Genomic DNA, 21,491 nt, shown 5'->3' with positions numbered 1-21,491 from the left:
TCCACATTAAAGTTTCTAATCTTATTTACCCTCTGAAGGTGTCACTACAGGAGCACCTGTATCCATCTTCACGGTGATAACCACTTCGATGCTTGAAGAACACTTGAAGTCGGTAAACTCGTTTTTGCCGGAATCAAACTTGAAGCATGCGGCAGGTCCCCATGGGTTCAATACATAACGACGGAAGGAGTTGGTGCTTGGGTCGTCATCTGTATATCCTCTTGGGATGAGTGTATCATCAAAATCAACACTCTTGCCATCTACCTTGATGCTCTTGATGGTGATATCGCAGTTTGGATTGTCCTTCAGAATCTTGTTGACGTCGATGTAGAGAAGATATGGATTGCTCTCTGCACCCTCAAACTTCAAGGAATAGTCGCCATCGCCTGTGATGAACACATTGGTGCTCTTATAGTTGGAGGTACCGCCATCGTGGGTCCAACCCCAACCGGAGTTGTTAAAGAAGAGGTTTGCCTTATACTTAGGACCTGATGCAGAACTTGCGCTCTGGGCTACCCAGTGGTATGCCTGATACTGATAGAGATTGCCCTGGTCATCAAGACACTGGCTACCGAGCCACAAATCCTTCAGATGTCCGGTATAATCATCCTTGCTGACTTTCAGGATGCGCAGGGTGTTGTCGGCATTGGCATGCATGTTGTAATTGCCCGTTGCAGAAAGCTGGGTATTTCCGAAGCCCTTGTCGAAGGTGAATACGCCCTCATCGTTCAAGGTATATTTACCGGAAACCTGACTTCCATCAGGAGCGGTATAGATATAACTCTTTGACTCGCTGTTCATCACGAGGGTTGCATCCTCGATACCACTGGCTGCTGTAAGCTGAATGCCCTTGGCACTACCGTCGAGGTTGCAATAGTCAAACTGCCATCCCTCTTCATTATCAGGATTAGCCAACTTGTAGGTGATTTCCTTATTGGTCTTCTGCTCTACCCAGTCGCGCCAGTCGGTCATCAGCGTTGGCTTCACCTGGGTGTTCTCTCCCCCGGAAGGAGTCCAATTATTCCAGTATTCCTGTGAAACGAAGTTGTAGCAAAGCAAGCACTTGCCCTCATCTGAATTGTCTCGAACTGTTGCTATCTGCAGACGGTCGTCGGCAAGTCCCATCAGCTTCAGTCCGCTACGCCAGTTGGTAGCAACCTTGTCATGTCCCGAATTGTGGAGCAGTTCCGCATCCGAGAAGGTGATGGTATGATTGTCTGTATCCAGCATGTAAGTACCCTTGAAGGTCTCACCGGTCTCAGCATTATATACGGTGACATGGGCACCGCCAATCAGGTCGAACTCCATATAACCATAATCGATAGCCGACATCACCCAGGAGTTGCCTGGGATATCAGGAGTATAGTTCCAATGGTCGCCGGCTGCAGCGGTCTGTCCCATCATGCAGGTACTCCAGTCATCATCCATACCCCAGAATCCGAGCGGACCTGCCCAGAGGTCTGAATGCTTGGTGATGACATTGGCATCGATATCCAACTTCCATCGCTTCGATTTGCCTACGCCTCCACTCAGATAGGTCCACAGAGGATCGGTAACGAATTCGGCACAGAAATCATCTACCTTGAACTCGGCGTAGGGTCCCCAGAGGAAACCGCCGCGGGTTTCAACACCGATACGTGCCTGATAGGTACCATTGAAAGGAATCTTCAGGCTCACTTCATCCTGCTGGAAACGTCCCTGAGGCGTATCAAAAACCACCGAATAGCTCGATGGCAACAGACTCTTGAACTTGACAATATTAGGATTGCTTTCGTCGTGAGTAATCGTGAAGGCGATGTTCTCAGCCAAATCCTCAGAAGACAAGTTCTTATCGCCCAGACCAAACTCGTCTGGAGAGCAGCTCGCCATGACGAGAATCATGACAGCTGCCAATAGCGAATATATTTTATTTATAATCTTCATAAAACCAATACTTTAAAAAGTTAGAATTACCAACCTGGATTCTGTTTCAGGAGACCATGAGAAAGTCCGATCTCGGTGATAGGAATCTGAATCAAGCCACGTTTCTTGATGATATTCTCGGCACTGATGGATACGGTGGTTTTCTCGCCGCCATTCTTCACTTCCCAGGAACCGGCAATCTCCCTGGCTGCCTGCTCCACGCCCTGACGGAGCTGATCCCAATAGCGGATTCCCTCGAAGGCAAACTCAAGCTTGCGCTCTTTCAGGATGTTCTCCTTGGTGGCTGTCTGCTGAGAATAGTTGCCACTCAGGGTGGTGCCATCATCCTCGGTATAAGCACGCTTGCGAACCTGATCGAAGTAAGACTGGGCATTAGGACTGCCCAACTCTGCTGCCATCAACAGGACATCGGCGTAACGGACGAGTACCCAATCCTGGAACTGACTGATTTGGAAATCGCCTGCGCCCACAGTTTCCGTGTAATGCTGCAACTTGCCATCACCAGCAGTTTCGTGCTTAGACAAAGGAGTATATTTCTTCACGAAATATCCGGTGTATTCACGCTGGTCGGCAAGATAGGTATTCTCGTAATCCTTCAACTGTGAAGCATCGATGATAGAGGCTGAACGGCGGGTATCACCCGTAGCGTAGGCTGAAGCAATGGATGGTGTAACAGTGCATGCACCCCAACCCTGGCCATAGCCTTCGTAAACCAGACTACCGGTACGCATTCCTATCATCACCTGGAAACGGTTACCATCATTGTTGCCATTATAGTCGGCTGTGTAGTTAAACTTCATCGCGAGTATGGTCTCTGGGTTTCCAGGACCAGCCCAGGAAGAGTTCTCATGTGCCCAAAGTCCTACGTGGCCACCGCTCTTGTCATCAGCAGAAGCTGGCCACAAATCCCTGAATCGAGGTACCAGACTGAACTCGCCACTGGCGATGATATCCTCGCAGGCAGCCAGTGCATCCGCCTTGGTCAAGCCCAGCTGATCAGGCTCCTTGCCATAATAGCCACTATAAAAGAGGTACGCGCGAGCCAGAATTGCCTCGGCACCATACTTGGTGATATGTCCATCGTTGGTAGCCGCATCCTTCTTAGGATAGGCATTAGCAGGAATATGCTCGATGGCATACTTCAAATCTCTGAATACCAAACTATATACAGAGTCAGGAGCAGCCTGAGGAACCACTTCGCTGGTAGCATGTTCCAGCAACGGAATATTCTCCCAAAGGCGAAGCATATCGAAATAGCACAAGGCACGAAGGGCATGAGCCTCACCCAAATAAGTGTTCTTTGCATTCTCATCATCCCAGGTAATGCCTTCACCCTTATCGATAAACTCATTGCAGCGGAAGATGGCTGCATAATAGCTCGTCCACAAGGTTTCGTGCATATCGGTATAAGATGGTGCCTGATTCATGTCGAAACGGTCGAGAATCTGGGTATTGCGTGCATCGGTGTTAGCCGTACCGCCAAAGCACTCGTCACTCATCGTCTCGGTCAACTGATAGACGGTGAACAAAGGGCCATCAGAAACGGTACGCTGCCAACCGTCGTAGCAGCCATAGAGCGAGCGAAGTCCATCCTCCTGACTCTTATAGTAATTGCCGGAATTTGATTCTGTCTTGGAATCCACATCCAGCCAACTGTCGCTGCAAGATGCCAGACCTCCCATAGCCAAAACACCCAAAGCGGCTATCTTTATTTTATTTGTCTTCATAATGATATCTCCTTTAAATTAGAACTTAAGATTCAAACCTACCATGAAGGTACGTGGACGTGGATAGTAACCCAAATCTACGCCTGATGCCCAACTGTTGACACCATAACCGATTTCTGGGTCCATGCCGTCATACTTGGTAAAGGTAAACGCATTCTGAACCTGGAAGTACAAACGGGCCTGAGATACGAACTTCTGATGAAGAAGCTTGGCAAAATCATAACCTAAGGTGATGTTGCTGATTCTCAGGAAGTCACCATCCTGAATAAAGAGGTCGGAGAACTGATAGTTCACATTGGTCTCTGTTACACGTGGATATTTGTTGGATGTTCCCTCACCTGTCCAGCGCTGAAGGATGGCTGAAGTGTAGTTGGCTGTCTTGGCACCTACATTGCGGTAGCTCTGAACGATGTCGTTGCCTACTGAACCATTGGCGGTTACAGAGAAGTCGAGTCCCTTGTAGTCGAAACCGAGTGAGAAACCATAGGTAAAGTCTGGCATACCATTGCCCAGGTTTACCTTGTCGGCATCATTGATGGTACCATCGTGGTTGACATCGTAATACTTCACATCGCCAGGTTTTACAGAAGCCCCCTGAAGTACGCCATTGCCTGCCGCTACCCACTCGTCGATTTCTTTCTGGTTCTGGAAGATACCAGCGGTTTTGTAACCCCAGAAGTAACCGATTGGTTCGCCATTGCTGCAACGGTAGAACTCGGTAGAGTTATCATAGAGCTGACCATTACCATCGGTACCATGAATGATACCATCGGATGTAGGGATGCTTCCCACCTTATTCTTATTATAGGCACCGTTGACATTCACATAGTAGTTGAAATCTCTACCTATGTTGTCGTTCCAGCCCAAACCGATTTCTATACCTGTATTCTCTACGTCACCTCCATTGAAATAAGGGGCTCCCGTACCGGCTGTGCCTGGGATAGGCTTAACCAGCAACCAGTCTTTGGTGGTCTTCTTATACCAGTCGATGTTGACATTCAACTTGCCCAGGAGGCGCAGATCCAAACCGAAGTCCAACTGCTCTGAAGTTTCCCACTTCACATTCTCGTTAGACAGACGGCTTTCGTAAGCGCCATAGTAATTTGACTGTCCGTCAGCACCCAAAGCCGTACCGAAGTTATAGTAAGCGCCCGATGTTGAGATAGGAGAAATAAACATCAGGTCGCCAATATTCTGGTTACCAACCTGTCCCCAGCTTGCACGCACCTTGGCATAATCAAGCACCTTGAGCAGAGGCTTCACCCATTTTTCATTGGTTACAATCCAACCGGCAGAAACAGAAGGGAAGTAGCCCCAGCGGTTGCCACGGGCAAACTTAGAAGAAGCATCGGCACGCAGGGTAGCTGTTGCCATATAGGTTTCCTTCCAGTTCCAGCTTACACGACCAAAGTAGCTCACCATGCGCTGTGACAGAGAAGGAGCACCGCTGGCACCCAGACCATCGGTAGCGGTAGCAGCGGTACCATTGCTTACATAAGCATGGTTCCAGTCGGCAAAGCCACTCTTCAGGGTGGCATTGGATGCACTTACGCCTACGCCATCAAAGCGCCAGGACTCCATACCTGCCAAGGCTGTGAAGCTATGCTCCTTCACCTTGAAGTCATAAGACAGGGTGTTGGTCCAGGTCAACTGCCAGTTATGTCCCATATTCTGGTTCACACTGGTACGGTTGGCTGTGTTGTAACTATAGATAGAGAACTGATAGAGAGGAGTAAACGAACGGTAATCGCTAGCATAATATTCGTAACCTACTACGGTGCGATACTTCAAGTTCTTGATAGGTTCAATCTCCGCATACACATTACCAGTGAAACGGGCTGCATTCGTCTGATTGTTATTGTTCGTCATCATCAAGCCGTATGGGTTGCCATCGGCATTATACCAGTCGCTGTTACTGGTATCATTAAAAGGAGAATCATACTTGTTGTTGTCGCTATACACAGGCGACAATGGAGAGGTATTGAAGGCACTGCGCAGAGAGTTGTTGTAAGCATTGCCCACACCGATACCCGAATTTTGGGTATAGATGAAACTGATCTGCTCACCCACCTTCAACCAGTCCTTCACCTTCCAGTCGGAATTGACACGGAAGTTGTAACGTTCATAATTGCTGACGTCCTTGCCGCCAACAATACCCTCCTGGTTCATATAACCCAGCGTCATGGCATAATTGGCAGTCTTGCTACCGCCATTTACACCTATATTATATGAAGAAGTCTTGGCATTCTTCACAAACATCTGATCTACCCAGTCGGTATCAATCAAATCGCCATTGGCATCATAGATACTCTTGTACTTGCTCCAGTCGTAGGCATTCTTGCCCGAGTTGATGGCAGCCTCATCCAGAATAGCCATATACTCCCTGGCATTGAGCATATCAATACTGCGTGGCTTGTTCTGCCAACCCACATATCCGTCGAAGCTAACCACGGCACGGCCTTCCTTACCACCCTTGGTAGTAATCAGAACCACACCATTGGCCGACTGCGAACCATAGATGGCAGCCGATGCCGCATCCTTCAGCACATCAATGCTTTCGATATCTGCTGGATTCAGAGAAGCGATGTCACCACGTACACCATCAATGATGTAAAGCGGATCAGAACCACTCACGGTACCCATACCACGGATGTTTACCTTCAAACCGGAACCCGGCTGGCCGGATGTTGAGATGATGCTCATACCAGGAGTCTGTCCCTGAAGCGCCTGAAGCGGATTGGAAGTGTTCAACTTGGCGATGTCATCACCCTTCACGTTGATGTTGGCACCCGTCACCAGTTTTTTCTTCTGAACACCGTAACCTACTACGACAACTTCATCAAGTGACTGCTTGTCTTCATTTAAGGTTACGTTGATTGTCGAACCTGTAACTTTAATCTTTTGGGTGATAAAGCCCAGATACGAAACTTCGAGTGTTTGTCCATTCTTTGCTTCAATGGTAAAGTTACCATCCAGGTCAGTAACGGCACCCGTCTTTGTACCCTGCACCATGACACTTGCACCAATCAATGGTTCATTGTCACTGCCAGAGATGACAGTACCCTTAACCGTCTGAGCATTGAGGACACCCGCTCCGATTCCTAACATTGCCTGGAACACCAACATGATGGCTACCAGAACAACTTTGCAGAGCATGTGGCTCTGCGAGAATTTCTGAGATGTTTTTCTCATAATTACTTTAGGTTTAAATTAATAATTGTTGCTTCTAGGTGTAATATAGGTCCTATGTAACATAGGTCGAATATTGCCTTTATATAAATAAGGTATAAGCCTCGGTTATGAGGATTGCCTCGATTTATCGTTGTTTGCATTTACTTTTCAGGGGACAAAGATAGATAAAAAACAGACACAATGGGGTATGTTTTGGTTAATCAATTACGTATAAAATGTTTCGCAACCTACATTTTTTAACGAAAAAGCACCAAAATGTAGCATAAAATACATTTTGGTGCAAAAATTGCTTAATTAATATGATATTTTATCAACCCCGGCATCGGAGCTTTCAAAATCTGGGAAATCTTGAGATGAAACTCATCCTCCATCACATTTCTCAAAGGTGATTCAAAGTAATGAGCTATGCTTCCTACAAAACCAAGCATCGGGATTTCTTCTTCCAAGGATGAATGCCATGCCTTCATGCCAGGCTCCAACTGACTTATATCTTCGGTGCTCGCCTTGACATATTTAATATAAGGTGTGAGATTCTTTGCGTAGAACTGATTAAAACTCTCCAGTATCATACGATAGAGAGCCATCGCTTCATTCAGTTCGTCAGTCCCGTTCTCGTGTTTCTCACCTTCTGCTATCTGTTCTGAGATAAAAGGACAGATGGAAGCCAGGAAGCGATTGGCAAGCGGCTGTCTGTACACCTTATTAATAATAGTAGGATAATCCAAGCCCGACCAGGCAAGATATTTATTCTTTAGTGATACAGGCAATGTGCCCTTGAAGATACCATTGAGGAAAAGTTTGCCGATTACTGCCCCACTACCCTCATCGCCCAGGATATATCCCAACGGAGGCGTGTTCATCACAATCTTCTCTCCATCGTAAAGACAACTGTTGGCACCGGTACCCAAAATACAGGCGATACCCGGTTTCTTGCCAAACAGGGCACGGGCTGCTCCCAGCATATCACCTTCTGCCTCAACCTTGGCTTCGGGAAAAGACTGCTGCAAGAGTGATTGCATGCGAGACTTCATCGCCTCGGTTACTCCACTGCCATAAAAGAAAACCTCCTGAGGCTGCTCTGACAGAACAAGTTCCTTACACAATACATCCAATATCTCGGCATCACTCTGATGAATCGGACTGATGCCCTGCGTCTTACAGGTAACCATCACGTTACCCTGTTCATCAACCAGAGCCCAATCGGTCTTGGTGCTGCCACTATCTGCTATGAGTATCTTCATATTCTTATCTGATTAATTAACGTATCCTTTGACGTTGCAAATGTAATCAATTTATATGAAAAATGCAAAAGATAACCCTAAAAATCGAACGTAAAGGTGCTAATATATCAAAAAAGGCGATTTTCTCTTTGCTTTTTCACGAATTATTAATAACTTTGCAGTCAAATTTACCAAATATGAAGAAGAGACTATACATCATAATTCTGCTGATGGTGGCATTCGTACTGCCAAGCAACGCAGTGCTCAAGGAAGCCAACCTGGACACAACACTCTATATGCTGCGTACAGAATTGACCAACTATCACATAGACTTGGAGAAACAGAACCAAGCTGCCAAGGCCCAACAGTTGGCTGTGATTCAGGAACTCATCAGTATTGTGAAACAGGCTGACCAGAACTCCATCATGCTCTATTCGCAGCGCAATGGGTATATTTTCGACATGACGTATGCCTGTCATGAAGCTACAGAGCAGTTTAAGAAGTTTAAGTCGAAGGCTGTTCCTTTCCGCCAGATGATCAAGAAGAACAATGTTGAGGTGGCGCGTTTCGATTCACTCATCAACTATCTCTACGGCATGAACACCATGTTTCTCAGCGAAGAAGCACAGGTGAACCGAAACGTAGACCTGACTCTGGCTGTCAATATCCGCCGCCAGCTGGTAGAGAAACAGAAACAGTTGCAAGCCTATGTGCAGGCTTACGACAGAACCGACCGTAAGCTACAGGCACTCAACGACTATGCCAACCGCAGATACGAAGATATCCAGAACAGCATCTTCAATAATGGAGGCGACAACTATCTGCGTATACTCCGCAATATCAGCATGAACTATAAGGAGGCGAAGACGTCTGTAACCGAGAAATACAAGCCCGTACCAGGCATGATGTCGCAATGGGATGTTCGTATCATCTTCATCCTCTTCGGTATCATCATCTTCTGGGGACTCATCTCCATCTTCCTCAATCTCTTTACCATCCGCATCGTGATTACCCAACTCATGAAGCATGGTATGTTCGAGAACAGAAAGGAAAGTTTTATGGCAAAACGACCATGCCTTATCATGGCGATGACGGTAGTAACCTTCGCATTCATCCTGGGTATCGTAAGAATGGCGGTTACCCAGAACTTCGTGATTATGGCAAGCCAGCTGCTGGTAGAATATTCCTGGCTAGTTGGCGTCATCCTGGTATCTATCCTGCTACGTGTAGACAACGATAAAATCAAGAATACCTTCCGTATCTATTCGCCATTGATGCTGGTAGGTTTCATCGTTATCGTGTTCCGTATCATCCTGATACCAAACGACCTGGTAAACCTTATCTTTCCACCAGTCCTCCTGCTCTGCGCTCTCTGGCAGTGGAATGTGATAGGCAGAAAGCACAATCAGGTATTGCGTACCGACAAGACATACGCATTCATATCGCTTGCCGTATTCGGAGTAAGTACCATTGTTGCCTGGACAGGTTTCACACTGCTTGCCGTCCAGCTTATCATCTGGTGGACCATGCAGCTTACCTGCGTGCTTACCATTACCTGCTGCGAGGGATGGCTCAGCGTATATGCCAAGCGTAAGAAGTTGGCTGACAAGGCGATTACCGACAAATGGCTGTATCGCTTTATCTATAAGGTATTGCTCCCTATTTCAGGCGTGCTCTCGTTCATCATCTCTATCTATTGGGCTGCAGATGTATTCAACATGAGTGATACGACATGGGAGATATTCAACAAGGATTACATCAAGACCAGCAACTTCACTGCATCGCTTTTCACTATTTCAGTGGTAGCTTGTCTGTACTTCCTGTTCAACTACATCAACATTACTTCTGTAGATTTCATGCGTCATCACTTCGAGAAGGCAGACCCGAGGTCGGCTGCTTCAAAGATTGTGATGTTCAAGAACGTGATGCAGGTGATTATCTGGGGTATCTGGCTGATGATAGCCCTGAACGTGTTCCAGGTAGGAAAATCATGGCTGCTTGCTATCTTTGCCGGCTTATCAACCGGTCTGGGTTTTGCATCAAAGGATATTCTCGAGAACATCTACTACGGCATCTCTCTGATGATGGGCCGTGTGAAGGTGGGTGATTATATCATCTGTGACGGCACCCGTGGTAAGGTAAGCAGTATCAGTTATACCTCTACGATGCTGGAGGCTACCGACGGTTCGGTCATAGCCTTCCAGAACTCGCAGCTCTTCTCGAAGAACTACAAGAACATGACCAAGAATCATGGTTATGAGCTGGATATTCTGGAGGTAGGTATTGCTTATGGCAGTAATGTGAAGGAAGTGAAACAGATTCTGATTGATGCCCTCATGAAACTGGACTGTATCTATCAGGACAAAGGGGTGAAGGTGTTACTGAAGAGTTTCGATGACAGCTGCATCACCCTCAAGATTGTTGTATGGGTCAACGTGCTTACCCAAGCCATCGACGATGCCACCATCATGGAGTGCATCTACGATACGCTCAACGATCACAACATAGAGATTCCATTCCCACAGCGTGAAATTACAATCAAACAAGTTAATAATTAACAGGTTATAGTTTACAGTTAATATCAGGTTTACGTCCTATTAACTATAAACTATAAACTATAAACTATAAAAAATATGGCAACATTCATAGCAGGTCCTTGCGTCATCGAGTCAATGGAACTATTGAAAACAGTAGCTCAGGAACTCGTCCGCATCAACGAAAAGTTAGGAACCCAAATCATATTCAAGGCTTCATTCGACAAAGCCAACCGCACCAGCATCCACTCTTTCCGTGGTCCAGGACTGGAGAAAGGACTCCAGATGCTGGGAGATATCAGGGAGAAGTACAACCTTCAGGTTACAACAGATATTCATGAGAGTTATCAGGCTTCAGCAGCAGGCGAAGTTTGTGATATTCTCCAGATTCCAGCCTTCCTCTGCCGACAGACCGACCTTCTGGTTTCTGCAGCCAAGACTGGTAAAACTGTCAACATCAAGAAGGCACAGTTCCTGAGCGGTAGAGATATGAAATATCCTGTAGAAAAAGCTTTGGAGAGCGGTGCCAAGGAAGTTTGGCTCACAGAACGCGGCAACTGTTTCGGCTATAACAATCTCGTAGTAGATTTCAGAAACATCCCTGACATGAAGGAGATTGTACCAAATGTCATCATGGACTGTACCCATAGCGTTCAGCGCCCGAGTGCAGGTGATGGTAAGACGGTAGGCGACCGCAAATTCGTTCCAGCAATGGCAAAGGCGGCTAAAGCTTTCGGAGCTACCGGCTACTTCTTTGAAGTACATCCCGACCCAGACCAGGGCAAGAGCGATGCTGCCAATATGCTGGAATTAAACAAGTTGGAATCACTTATCGCAGAACTCCTGTAAGTGAAGAACTAAGAAACAACGTTCGGCGTCCGAAGGGAAAGCCAATTCAAATGTTTTAGAAATGACCGATAAAAATAACAATATAGATGATAAGGTGGTTCGCAGTTATGGCGAACAGGCTCTAAGAGACGAGGCACAGGCCATCCTCGACCAGATACCTTATCTGGACGACAACTTTGAGAAAGCTGTCGACATGATGTATCATTGCCAGGGCAAGATTATCGTTACGGGTGTGGGCAAGAGTGGACACGTAGGTGCCAAGATTGCCGCTACACTTGCCTCTACCGGCACACCAGCTTTCTACATCAATCCACTGGATGTGTATCACGGCGACTTAGGTGTGATGACAGACAAGGATGTGGTTCTGGCACTGAGCAACAGCGGTCAGACTGATGAACTGCTTCGTTTCATCCCGATGGTACTTCACATGAATGTACCTATCATCTCCATCACAGGAAATCCAGATTCCCTGTTGGCAAAATACTCTAACCATCATATCACCGTAAAGGTAAAGAAGGAGGCTTGTCCACTGAACCTCGCCCCTACCAGCAGTACTACTGCAGCATTGGCTATGGGTGATGCACTGGCTATCGCCCTGATGCAGGTACGCCACTTCAAGCCTCGTGACTTTGCACAGTTCCATCCAGGAGGAGAATTAGGCAAACGACTGCTGACCACAGCAGAAGATGTGATGCGCAGCGATGATATGCCTATCATTCCTAAGGAAATGCACCTGGGCGAGGCTATCATCCACGTAAGCAAGGGCAAACTGGGATTGGGTATCTCATTGGATGAAGACAACCGCGTGATCGGTCTGATTACCGATGGCGATATCCGTCGCGCCATGGAGAAATGGCAGGCAGAATTCTTTAACAAGACAGTAAGCGACATCATGACTACCACTCCGAAGATGGTGACTCCGAAGACCAAGATTTCGGAGATTCAGCGCATCATGCACCAATATAAGGTGCATACGGTACTGGTTGTAGACAAGGATAATCATCTGAAGGGCATTGTAGATCACTATGCCTGCATGGTGTGATTTTAATTAATAATTTATAGCAAATAGATTATTAGGAGTTGACATGAGACTCAGAGAGATAATAACGACGATAACACTGATGCTTGCCAGTTCGCTGTGCAGCGCACAGACAAGCGATTCACTGATTGTAAATCAGCTTCGTGGGAAAGGTGTGAGTTTTTCTCACGATAATTCCGTGACCCTACTGATGAACGGTCAGGAAAAGTTTGATGATATGTTCCAGGCAATCCGACAGGCTAAACATAGTGTACATCTGGAATACTTCAACTTTCGTAACGACAGCATCGCCTCCCTCCTCTTTGATATTCTTGCACAAAAAGTAAAGGAGGGGGTAAAGGTGAGAGCCTTGTATGACGGTTTCGGAAATTCTTCCAACAACAAGCCTCTGCGAAAGAGACATCTCAAGAAAATCCGTGCCAACGGCATAGAGATTTATGAATATAAACCCCTGAAGTTTCCATGGGTACATGCGGTTTTCAACCGTGATCACCGCAAAATTGTAATCATCGACGGACAGATAGCCTATACGGGCGGTATGAACGTAGCCGACTACTATATAAAAGGTACGAAGGTTGTTGGAGAATGGCACGATATGCACTGCCGCATCGACGGAAGCGAGGTGAATACCCTCCAAAAGATATTCCTCAAGATGTGGAACAAGGTGAGCGGACAGAATGTGCACGGCACTGAGTTCTGGAGATACAAGAAGAAGGATTATCTGGTAGAGAATCTCAAGCCAGATACAACAGCAACAGCCTATAGAAAGATGGTTGGCATCATCAACCGAGAACCCCATATCACAAAGGATATCATCCGATATTTCTATGTGAATGCCATCAATGATGCACAGGACAGCATCAAGATTATCAGCCCCTACTTCACCTTGAGTCATAAACTTAAAAAGGCATTGAAGAATGCTGTGAAAAGAGGAGTGAAAGTAGAAATCATGCTATCTACCAAGAGCGATATTCCACTGACTCCAGACTGCGGCTTCTATAATGCACACAAACTGATGAAGGCAGGATGCAATGTTTGGATGTATACGCCGGGCTTCCACCATACCAAGATCATCATGGTAGACGGCAAATTCTGTACCGTGGGCAGTGCCAATCTCAATGCCCGAAGCCTACGCTGGGACTATGAGGAGAATGCTGTGATTATAGATTCTTGTACCACCCAACAACTGGTACAGCTCTTTGATGGGGAAAAGAAAGACAGTTTCTTACTCAATGAGAAGAACTGGAGGGAGTGGCGTACAGGCTGGCAGAGATTCAAAGGCTGGTTTGCAGCAAAGGTACTTACTCCATTCTTATAAAAACAAGATATAAGTATAACCCAACTTTCACTAGCAGAAGTAAAATAAACAGAGATGAATGAAGAAATGATGAAAGCCATGGCTGGCAAACAGATGCCGGAGATGGCGATAGTAGAGAGCAATACGCTTGCCGCAATGGGACTCAGACAACTGCTTGAGTCGGTGATGCCCATGATGAAAATCTCGACCTTCGGTTCGTTCCGTCAGTACGAGGCAAACAATCCAGACCACTTTGTTCATAGCTTTGTATCTATGCACATTGTATTGGAACACCGTTACTTCTTCACACAGGGCAACAGGAACCGCCACGTGATCGTTCTGACACCCAGCAACGATCCCAATTCGCAACTTGCAGAATTTCATTGTCTCTGCGTCAATGTACCAGAAGGATACCTGATAAAAGAGCTTCTCAACCTGCAGCATTCCGGTCATCCCCATGGCGAACATATCCCTGCCATGCCCCCTGTCACTCAGGAAAAAATTCTGTCGGATAGAGAAATAGAGGTATTATCACTGGTAGCACAAGGGAAAATCAACAAAGAGATAGCCGACCAACTCTGTATCGGACTGACTACCGTGATTACCCATCGCAAGAAAATACAGGAAAAACTGGGATTAAAAAGTGTGTCTTCACTCACCATTTATGCTGTGATGCATGGTTTTGTTGACATCAATATGATTTAGCCTTCACCATAAATAGTGATGCAGAATCATCACATACCTAAAAATAATGATAGCGCCTTTTTCCTGGTTAGGAAGGAGGCGCTATCATTTTATAAAAAATAACATTATTTAAACTGATATTCCGCAGATAAACTACAGTTTTACAGAAGAAATATCAACCAGATTGTTCACGATGGCGTAAATTGTAAGACCAGCAGGGGAATGAATCTGAAGCTTTCGGGCGATGTTTCTGCGATGCGTAATGACCGTATTGATAGAGATAAACAGGTGGTCAGCAATCTCCTTATTGGTCATTCCCTGAACCAAAGCAACAATGACATCTTTCTCACGGTCGCTCAACTGTTCATCACTCATCGGAGTCTGATTAATCATGCTCGAAATCTTAGCACTCACATCATTCTGTTTCAGTTTATGCTCTGCGTTTCTTACAGCAGGGATAAAGATTTCCTCTTCCACTTCTGAATGATGTCTGAGCCATTCCTCATTATTATATATATCATACAGGGTAGCGCTCAACTGGTTATTGTGCAAGCCATCAGAAGGCAAATACTTGATAATGATACTCTTGAGTTCCTTTAACTTTACATCCACTTGAGCATGATGCTTCGAGAAGGTTTCTATATCAAAATTTGCATTGGCATTACCATCTATAAGTGCCTGAACATAAGGGAATACCATCTTTTCTTCATACCGCATATGATTAGTTATACTATGGGCATAATCATCATAAAGTTTGAGGATAAGACGAGCCAGATTATCCTTTTCGTCCAACGCTTCAACGAGTTCCTTACGAATAAACGGCAATTGGAAATCTATGTAATAGGCATGTGATGCCTTGAGGTAATGCAATAGAGTCGGTAACGACAGACGGTCGGCATTGTCGTACTCCTTGTAACCGTTAATAGTAAAGTTTACCACAGCCAAAAACGTATAAGTATCTACATTCTGCTCGTCGCAAACCTCACGCACAGTCTTGTCACCAAAGCCCAGGTTGATGCCGAAGCTTCCGAGGCTCTGCAAGATATTATAATTGTCTCTAATAATGCTGATCATCTTGTCGTCAGCTTCATACATCTTCTGATTTTTCATCTTTCTTTATCTTAAATGAAAACATCCTTGTATCAAGAACATTCATAATGTTTCTATTTCGGCTGCAAATATACAAAAAAGTTTTGAAACTCGCAATACCTAAAAATGGGGATGCCGTAATTTACCGATTTTTAGGTATTGCAAGATATTTTAAAACTCCGTACCTTTGCACCCGAAATCGAGAAAGAGCGCGGTGATGATTGCCACTCCCGAGCGGCAGAGCTGCGTAATTCCTTATCAAGCTATATGGCTTTAAGGAGATACTAGGCCTCTAAAGTGTCGAGAAAGCAAGCAGATATCTGCGCTCTTTTCTTTATATAATGTAAGGATAATACGATAATAATAATTCTAAAATAATAAAGATGAACAGTTTAAGAATTGGATTGATGTCCGCTGCCCTGGTTGCAGGTTTAACATCGGCAAGTGCACAGACTGTAGCTGCCGATAGTGTGATGCAGCACGTGAATGGCAAGCGCCTCAGCGTAGGTGGTTATGGTGAGGTTGCCATGAGCCGCAACTTCTATAGCGACCACGTAAGCCGTTACAGTTTGGCTGACGAGCACAAGAATGACCCTAGCCATGGTCGTTTCGATATTCCTCATGCAGTAATTTACCTGGGTTACGACTTCGGAAAGGGTTGGACTATGGGTACCGAGATTGAGTTTGAGCATGGTGGCGTTGGAATGGCCTATGAGAAAGAAGACGAAGAAGGTGGCGAATGGGAACAGGAAGTTGAGAAAGGCGGTGAAGTCGAACTCGAACAGTTCTGGATTCAGAAGTCATTCGGTCGTTGGGCTAACATCAAGGCTGGTCACATTGTAGTGCCTGTAGGTTTGAACAACGCTTACCACGAGCCATTGAATTTCTTCACTGTTTATCGTCCTGAAGGAGAGAATACTGTTCTTCCAAGCACCTGGCATCAGACAGGTATCAGTTTCTGGGGTAAGACAAAGGGCTGGAGATATGAATTACAATTCCTGGCAGGATTGAACTCAGACAACTTTACCAATACAGGTTGGATCAACAAGGGTCCAGGTACACCTACCGAGGGAGAGATTGCAACCAAATATGGTACAGCACTCCGTATTGACAACTATTGCATCAAGGGCTTGCGCATCGGCTTGAGTGGATACTATGGTCATGCCATAGGCAATTCTTATCCAAACAACAAGGATGGTGCAGAGTCTAAATATAAAGGCGTTGTTGCAATCGGAGCCATTGACTTCACATACAACAACTACAACTGGATAGTACGTGGTCAGGCAGACTACGGCTACCTGAGTGATGCAAAACAGCTGAAATACTTCACCAACCGTCTGAATGGTCTCTCTCCGTTCCACCACTCAGCATTCGTCAGCAAGAATGCCTTTGCATACGGTATTGAGGCTGGCTACAATGTATTCTCACAAATAGAGAAACTCCGTCAGGATAACCAGAAGCTGTATCTCTTTGGTCGATATGAGCACTATAATCCATACGCTTCCAAGACCAAGAATACATCATACGACTACACCAATGTGCAGCGCATGGCAGTAGGTATCAACTACTATCCTGTAAAACAGATTGTAGTAAAGGCAGAATATTCACATCGCTTCCTGAAGAGCCAGTACAACAATGAGCCAGCCATCAACATCGGTGTAGCTTATGAAGGATGGTTCCTCTAAAAAGTTCTTGTATAAGAGCATCATAAAAAGCGATTGAAACATAGATATAAACATATCAATAACAAAATATTAAAAAAAAAAATGAAAAAGATTTTTAAAAGTGCAGTAATGCTCATGGCAGCTTTCATGTTGCCATTAGGTTTCACTTCATGCAGCAGTAATGATGATCCTGTAGAGAACAATGACTTTACAAACAAGAAGTATGGTCAGGATGCCATGGATGCCTGCAATGAACTCTGCAATGCGCTCCGTGCAGCTTACAGCAAAGTAAACAACGCAAATTTGAGCGCAGATCAGGAAACATACCTGAAGAATGTATGTGCTAATGCTGTTGACAATACCATCCAGCCAACATACAAGTCATTGGCTGACGCTGTAGAGAAGTTGCACACAGCTCTTCCTAAGAGTATAGATACCAACAACCTGACTCAGGAGAACATCAACAATGCCTGCGCAGCTTTCAAGGACGCACGTGCATTGTGGGAGAAGAGCGAGGCTTTCCTCGGTGGTGCAGCATCAGACTTTGATATTGACCCACACATCGACTCATGGCCATTGAACCGTACACTCCTCCATAGCTACTTTGCTACAGGTAAGTTTAGTGATGCTGCGCTTGAGGATGCTTCTATCCTTGGTTTCCATGCACTTGAGTTCATCCTCTTCCGTGATGGACAGCCACGTAAGGTTGCAGAGTTCAAGGGTAACGATACATACAATGGCTTTACAGATGTAAAGGGTTCTGAGGAGTTGAAGTACGCAGAGGCTGTTATTGAGGACTTGGTAAACCACGTATATGAGTTGGAGGTTGCATGGTCTGAGAATCCTAACGCTACCCGCCTCGCAGCAGTGAAGGCAGCAGGTCTTGAGTACCAGACAGACAAGGGTCAGTCTTACGCAGCCAACATGAAGAATGCAGGTAACACTTCTGTTAGTAAGTTCGCTTCTTTGAAGGCAGCCGTTCAGCAGCTTCTCTCTTTGGAGGAAGGTTCTTGCTGGGGTATCTCTAACGAGGTAGGTACAGCCAAGATTGCCAACCCATTCCAGGCAGGTGATATCAGCTACGTAGAGTCTCCATATAGCTACAACTCTATCACCGACTTCCAGAACAACATCCGTTCTATCGAGAACTTGTGGTATGGTGGAACTAATGGTACAAGCTCAAATGCTAAGTATAGCTTCCATCAGTTCTTCAAGGATAATGCATCTGCAGAAGGTCAGCGTGTAGAGACAGCTATCGCTAATGCTATCAGCAAGATTGGTGGTATGCCTTACCCATTCGTTAAGTATGTAAGTACCGTTTGGGGCAAGAAATTTGACGAAGTAAACCCAAAATAATCTTGGGTAAACAAACATACAGGAAGCATCTCACCATACGCTTTTTGGTGAGATGCTATTCTGCGTAAAACAAGAATATAAAACATTATAAAACAGAATAACATTATGGTTTATCAAAGAATTAGCAAAATGTTATTGCTCGGCTTGCTCGTATTGCCATTGGCATCCTGCTCTGACGATAACAGTATTGTAAACAATGACAAGTTAAATGGTGACTCTCAGTTTGGTAAAGCAAACGATGTTTTTGACGCCTCAGAATGGTATCCAGGTGGCGAACTTGGAACTGACGAAGGTATGAGTTATTCGGCAGAAACTCCAGCTACCACCAACCAGGGATTGTCAAACAGTTTCAACAAAGGTGAGGATTTCTTCGAACACCTTTACACCATCGCAGAGGCTCCACGTAAGGGTCTTGGCCCAGCTTGGGTTCGCAGCAGCTGTATTCACTGCCATCCAAACTATGGTCATGGAAAGTTCCAGGACCAGAAATATCAGGCAGACCAGTTTGGTAACGGCTACCTACTTGTTATTTATCACCCTGAAGCAGGTACTACCGCTGACGGAAAGAATTACAAAGCTAACGATTACATCTCTGAGGTTACAGGTATGCCACAGACCAAGGCTATGACTCCATTCTCTGCTCCTATCGACGAGAAGCAAATCAACATTCAGTGGAATGAGGTTACAACCATGCCTAGCGGTTTGGCTATGAAGTTCCCTAAGGATGGCGAGGCTTTTGCTTTGCAGTATCCAGAGGTTACTATCCCTCAGTCTGCATTCAATACCAATCCTAAGCCAGCCAACTATGAAGTACGTTTGGAATCAACCATCGGTATCTATGGTACAGGCTTGCTTGATGCCATCGACCAGGATGATATGAAGAAGGTTTATCAGGATGAGGCGAAATACGGGGTAGAGCTGAACCCTGCCATGTGGGACAAGACTGCTAACGATTGGGCTTCAAGTGCCTGGTACACGTTGGCAGATGGAACCAAGAAGGTGAAGAAGTTTACCTATGCCATGACCCGTGCCTCCCTGCAGGATGGTCCAGGTGCTAACGCCATCTGGAACATTACCAACGTAACACGTTCCGATCGTCATTACCTCTATACCACTCCAGCCTGGGCAAAGTATCAGAGCGAAGACCCAGAAGTAATTAGCTATATCAAGAAGCATGGTGCTGACGCGTCTTCTGTACTCCACCCATACTATGCAGATGGAACTGACGAAGGTATCAAGGAGAGAGTAAACGAGATTCTGAGCTGTAACAAAGCACCTAAAGATGGCAAAGAAAATGCCTTTGAGAAGTACCTCCTCAAGGGTGCTCCTTACAATGGCGAGGAAGAGATGAACAACAAGGATTACTATGACTTCATGGTATGGCACCGTGGTCTAGCTGTTCCTGCTGCCCGTAACCTCGACAACGCACAGGTTCAGGAAGGTAAGAAGCTCTTCACTCAGTGGGGATGCACTCATTGCCACAAGCCATCATGGAAAACAGGTGCTGACAACTATTGGGTAGATAATGCTATCAAGGCTTACGCCAAGAGCATAGGTCAGGATCCTAACACCATGTTGCCAAAGTATCCAAACCAGACTATTTATCCATACACCGACTTGGTACAGCACCGTCTGTTCATGGCTAACGACATCCGCACAGGATGGTGCCGCACTACTCCACTCTGGGGACGTGGTTTGTCAAGCATGCTGACTGGTCGAAGCGACCGTTTGCACGACTGCCGTGCCCGCAACGTAGTAGAGGCTATCATGTGGCACTGCTATGATAAGCGCAGCGATGCATACAAACCAGCACTCAACTTCTACAATGCAACCAAGGAAGAGCGTGATGCTGTAGTGGCATTCATCAATGCTATCTAAGTCTTTATATGAAGAAACAAAAATAAGAAAAGCTGCCAGGCTATCAAAAGCATTTGGCAGCTTTTTTTATCAGAACCTCTAAATATACATATAAAATCTTGCTCGTCTCCGAATAATATCGTAATTTTGCAGCGGAAATTCTATCAAGATTCCAACTAAGTATGGTTAAAAAGATTATATTCATTCTTTACATCCTTGTGCTCGTATGCATGGCTGCCGCCACCATCGTGGAAAAAAGCCAGGGCACGGATTATGCCCATGCCCACTACTATGGGGCATGGTGGTTCATTCTTATCTGGGCAGTACTTGCTGCCCTCGGTGCTTTCTACATCATAAAAAGAAAAGTGAAGTGCGCTTCTACGCTGGCACTCCATCTCTCCTTCATCATCATCCTTGCCGGGGCATTGCTCACACATATTTCGGCTAAACGGGGTATGATTCATCTGCGCATCGGTCAGCCTACAGATACTTATATGACTCAAGATGAAGAGCAGGGTATGAAGGAAGAGAAACTCCCTTTCTCGCTCTGCCTGCAGAAGTTTGAAGCGAAGATGCACGATGGAACCAACGCCGTGGCTGACTATTCTTCAAAATTCACCGTAACAGACGGAGATGATAAGAGCGAAGGCGAAGTTTCGATGAACAACATCTATTCCCACCGGTCTTACCGCCTTTATCAGTCATCTTACGATGAAGACGGCAAGGGAAGCGTGCTCGCTATCAATGCCGATCCATACGGCATACCAGTCACCTATACTGGCTATGCACTGCTCTTCATCTCTCTCGTATGGATGCTCTTCGACCCTAAGGGCGGTTATCGCAAACTACTGAAGAGTCCTTTGCTCAAGAAGGGAGCGTTGATGACAGCACTCATCCTCAGCATGGGCAGTATACAGACACTGCATGCAGAATCTGCAACAGGCAATCTCCAAAATGCTGTATTGCCAAAGGAAACTGCAGAGAAGTTTGGCGAGCTTCATATTCTCTACAACGACCGCATCTGTCCGGTACAGACCTTTGCCCTCGATTTCTGCAAGAA

General features: G+C 45.8%; 14 protein-coding genes. 9 read left to right on the top strand and 5 right to left on the bottom strand.

Going from position 1 to position 21,491, the window contains the following annotated elements; genetic code table 11:
- Window positions 1-21: 21 nt before the first annotated feature.
- The 4 genes from ACWJAO_RS11080 to ACWJAO_RS11065 form a co-directional block, all read right to left on the bottom strand.
- Window positions 22-1,923: a hypothetical protein gene (locus tag ACWJAO_RS11080; RefSeq protein WP_449140290.1), complete on the bottom strand. Its 1,902-nt coding sequence runs from the start codon at window positions 1,921-1,923 to the stop codon at window positions 22-24.
- 26 nt (window positions 1,924-1,949) lie between these two features.
- Window positions 1,950-3,650: a RagB/SusD family nutrient uptake outer membrane protein gene (locus ACWJAO_RS11075; protein WP_449140289.1), complete on the bottom strand. Its 1,701-nt coding sequence runs from the start codon at window positions 3,648-3,650 to the stop codon at window positions 1,950-1,952.
- An 18-nt stretch (window positions 3,651-3,668) separates the two neighbouring features.
- Window positions 3,669-6,842: a SusC/RagA family TonB-linked outer membrane protein gene (locus ACWJAO_RS11070; protein ID WP_449140288.1), complete on the bottom strand. Its 3,174-nt coding sequence runs from the start codon at window positions 6,840-6,842 to the stop codon at window positions 3,669-3,671.
- A 290-nt stretch (window positions 6,843-7,132) separates the two neighbouring features.
- Window positions 7,133-8,083 (bottom strand): ATPase, encoded by a 951-nt coding sequence (locus ACWJAO_RS11065; RefSeq protein ID WP_264898997.1) that lies wholly within the window; start codon window positions 8,081-8,083, stop codon window positions 7,133-7,135.
- A 176-nt stretch (window positions 8,084-8,259) separates the two neighbouring features.
- Here ACWJAO_RS11065 and ACWJAO_RS11060 point away from each other — a divergent pair, with 176 nt between their 5' ends.
- From ACWJAO_RS11060 to ACWJAO_RS11040, 5 genes are all read left to right on the top strand, one after another.
- Complete coding sequence (locus tag ACWJAO_RS11060) at window positions 8,260-10,620, top strand: mechanosensitive ion channel family protein (protein WP_449140287.1); 2,361 nt, start codon at window positions 8,260-8,262, stop codon at window positions 10,618-10,620.
- A gap of 75 nt (window positions 10,621-10,695) precedes the next feature.
- Window positions 10,696-11,445, top strand: a complete 750-nt coding sequence (gene kdsA, locus ACWJAO_RS11055; protein WP_449140286.1) for a 3-deoxy-8-phosphooctulonate synthase — start codon at window positions 10,696-10,698, stop codon at window positions 11,443-11,445.
- Between the two features lie 61 nt (window positions 11,446-11,506).
- On the top strand, window positions 11,507-12,487 hold the full coding sequence (locus ACWJAO_RS11050) for a KpsF/GutQ family sugar-phosphate isomerase (RefSeq protein ID WP_449140285.1): 981 nt from the start codon (window positions 11,507-11,509) through the stop codon (window positions 12,485-12,487).
- 43 nt (window positions 12,488-12,530) lie between these two features.
- Window positions 12,531-13,802, top strand: a complete 1,272-nt coding sequence (locus tag ACWJAO_RS11045; protein ID WP_449140284.1) for a phospholipase D-like domain-containing protein — start codon at window positions 12,531-12,533, stop codon at window positions 13,800-13,802.
- 54 nt (window positions 13,803-13,856) lie between these two features.
- Window positions 13,857-14,486 carry a response regulator transcription factor gene (locus ACWJAO_RS11040; RefSeq protein WP_217325919.1) on the top strand — a complete coding sequence of 210 codons (630 nt, stop codon included), beginning with the start codon at window positions 13,857-13,859 and terminating at the stop codon, window positions 14,484-14,486.
- A gap of 132 nt (window positions 14,487-14,618) precedes the next feature.
- On the opposite strand, the gene ACWJAO_RS11035 is transcribed toward ACWJAO_RS11040, so the two are convergent.
- Entirely contained in the window at window positions 14,619-15,575 is a 957-nt protein-coding gene (locus ACWJAO_RS11035; protein ID WP_449140283.1) for a LuxR C-terminal-related transcriptional regulator, read from the bottom strand.
- Window positions 15,576-15,937: 362 nt separating this feature from the next.
- Between ACWJAO_RS11035 and ACWJAO_RS11030 the strand changes: the two genes are divergently transcribed.
- The 4 genes from ACWJAO_RS11030 to ACWJAO_RS11015 form a co-directional block, all read left to right on the top strand.
- Window positions 15,938-17,239 (top strand): hypothetical protein, encoded by a 1,302-nt coding sequence (locus ACWJAO_RS11030; RefSeq protein ID WP_449140282.1) that lies wholly within the window; start codon window positions 15,938-15,940, stop codon window positions 17,237-17,239.
- Window positions 17,240-17,320: 81 nt separating this feature from the next.
- Complete coding sequence (locus ACWJAO_RS11025; protein ID WP_449140281.1) at window positions 17,321-18,574, top strand: imelysin family protein; 1,254 nt, start codon at window positions 17,321-17,323, stop codon at window positions 18,572-18,574.
- Between the two features lie 105 nt (window positions 18,575-18,679).
- The gene (locus tag ACWJAO_RS11020; RefSeq protein WP_449140280.1) at window positions 18,680-20,452 is read left to right on the top strand and encodes a di-heme oxidoredictase family protein; all 1,773 of its coding nucleotides are present in this window, start codon (window positions 18,680-18,682) and stop codon (window positions 20,450-20,452) included.
- Window positions 20,453-20,613: 161 nt separating this feature from the next.
- The coding region (locus ACWJAO_RS11015; protein ID WP_449140279.1) for a cytochrome c biogenesis protein ResB at window positions 20,614-21,491 on the top strand (878 nt) is incomplete at its 3' end.

The organism is Segatella sp. (assembly GCF_977051555.1).
The sequence above is the reverse complement of the archived record's forward strand: the minus strand, read 5'-3'. Positions and strand labels throughout refer to the sequence as shown.

Coding starts and splice junctions, on each gene's coding strand:
- ACWJAO_RS11080 (WP_449140290.1), bottom strand. CDS start 1,923: ATGAAGATTATAAATAAAATATATTCGCTATTGGCAGCTGTCATGATT.
- ACWJAO_RS11075 (WP_449140289.1), bottom strand. CDS start 3,650: ATGAAGACAAATAAAATAAAGATAGCCGCTTTGGGTGTTTTGGCTATG.
- ACWJAO_RS11070 (WP_449140288.1), bottom strand. CDS start 6,842: ATGAGAAAAACATCTCAGAAATTCTCGCAGAGCCACATGCTCTGCAAA.
- ACWJAO_RS11065 (WP_264898997.1), bottom strand. CDS start 8,083: ATGAAGATACTCATAGCAGATAGTGGCAGCACCAAGACCGATTGGGCT.
- ACWJAO_RS11060 (WP_449140287.1), top strand. CDS start 8,260: ATGAAGAAGAGACTATACATCATAATTCTGCTGATGGTGGCATTCGTA.
- kdsA (WP_449140286.1), top strand. CDS start 10,696: ATGGCAACATTCATAGCAGGTCCTTGCGTCATCGAGTCAATGGAACTA.
- ACWJAO_RS11050 (WP_449140285.1), top strand. CDS start 11,507: ATGACCGATAAAAATAACAATATAGATGATAAGGTGGTTCGCAGTTAT.
- ACWJAO_RS11045 (WP_449140284.1), top strand. CDS start 12,531: ATGAGACTCAGAGAGATAATAACGACGATAACACTGATGCTTGCCAGT.
- ACWJAO_RS11040 (WP_217325919.1), top strand. CDS start 13,857: ATGAATGAAGAAATGATGAAAGCCATGGCTGGCAAACAGATGCCGGAG.
- ACWJAO_RS11035 (WP_449140283.1), bottom strand. CDS start 15,575: ATGAAAAATCAGAAGATGTATGAAGCTGACGACAAGATGATCAGCATT.
- ACWJAO_RS11030 (WP_449140282.1), top strand. CDS start 15,938: ATGAACAGTTTAAGAATTGGATTGATGTCCGCTGCCCTGGTTGCAGGT.
- ACWJAO_RS11025 (WP_449140281.1), top strand. CDS start 17,321: ATGAAAAAGATTTTTAAAAGTGCAGTAATGCTCATGGCAGCTTTCATG.
- ACWJAO_RS11020 (WP_449140280.1), top strand. CDS start 18,680: ATGGTTTATCAAAGAATTAGCAAAATGTTATTGCTCGGCTTGCTCGTA.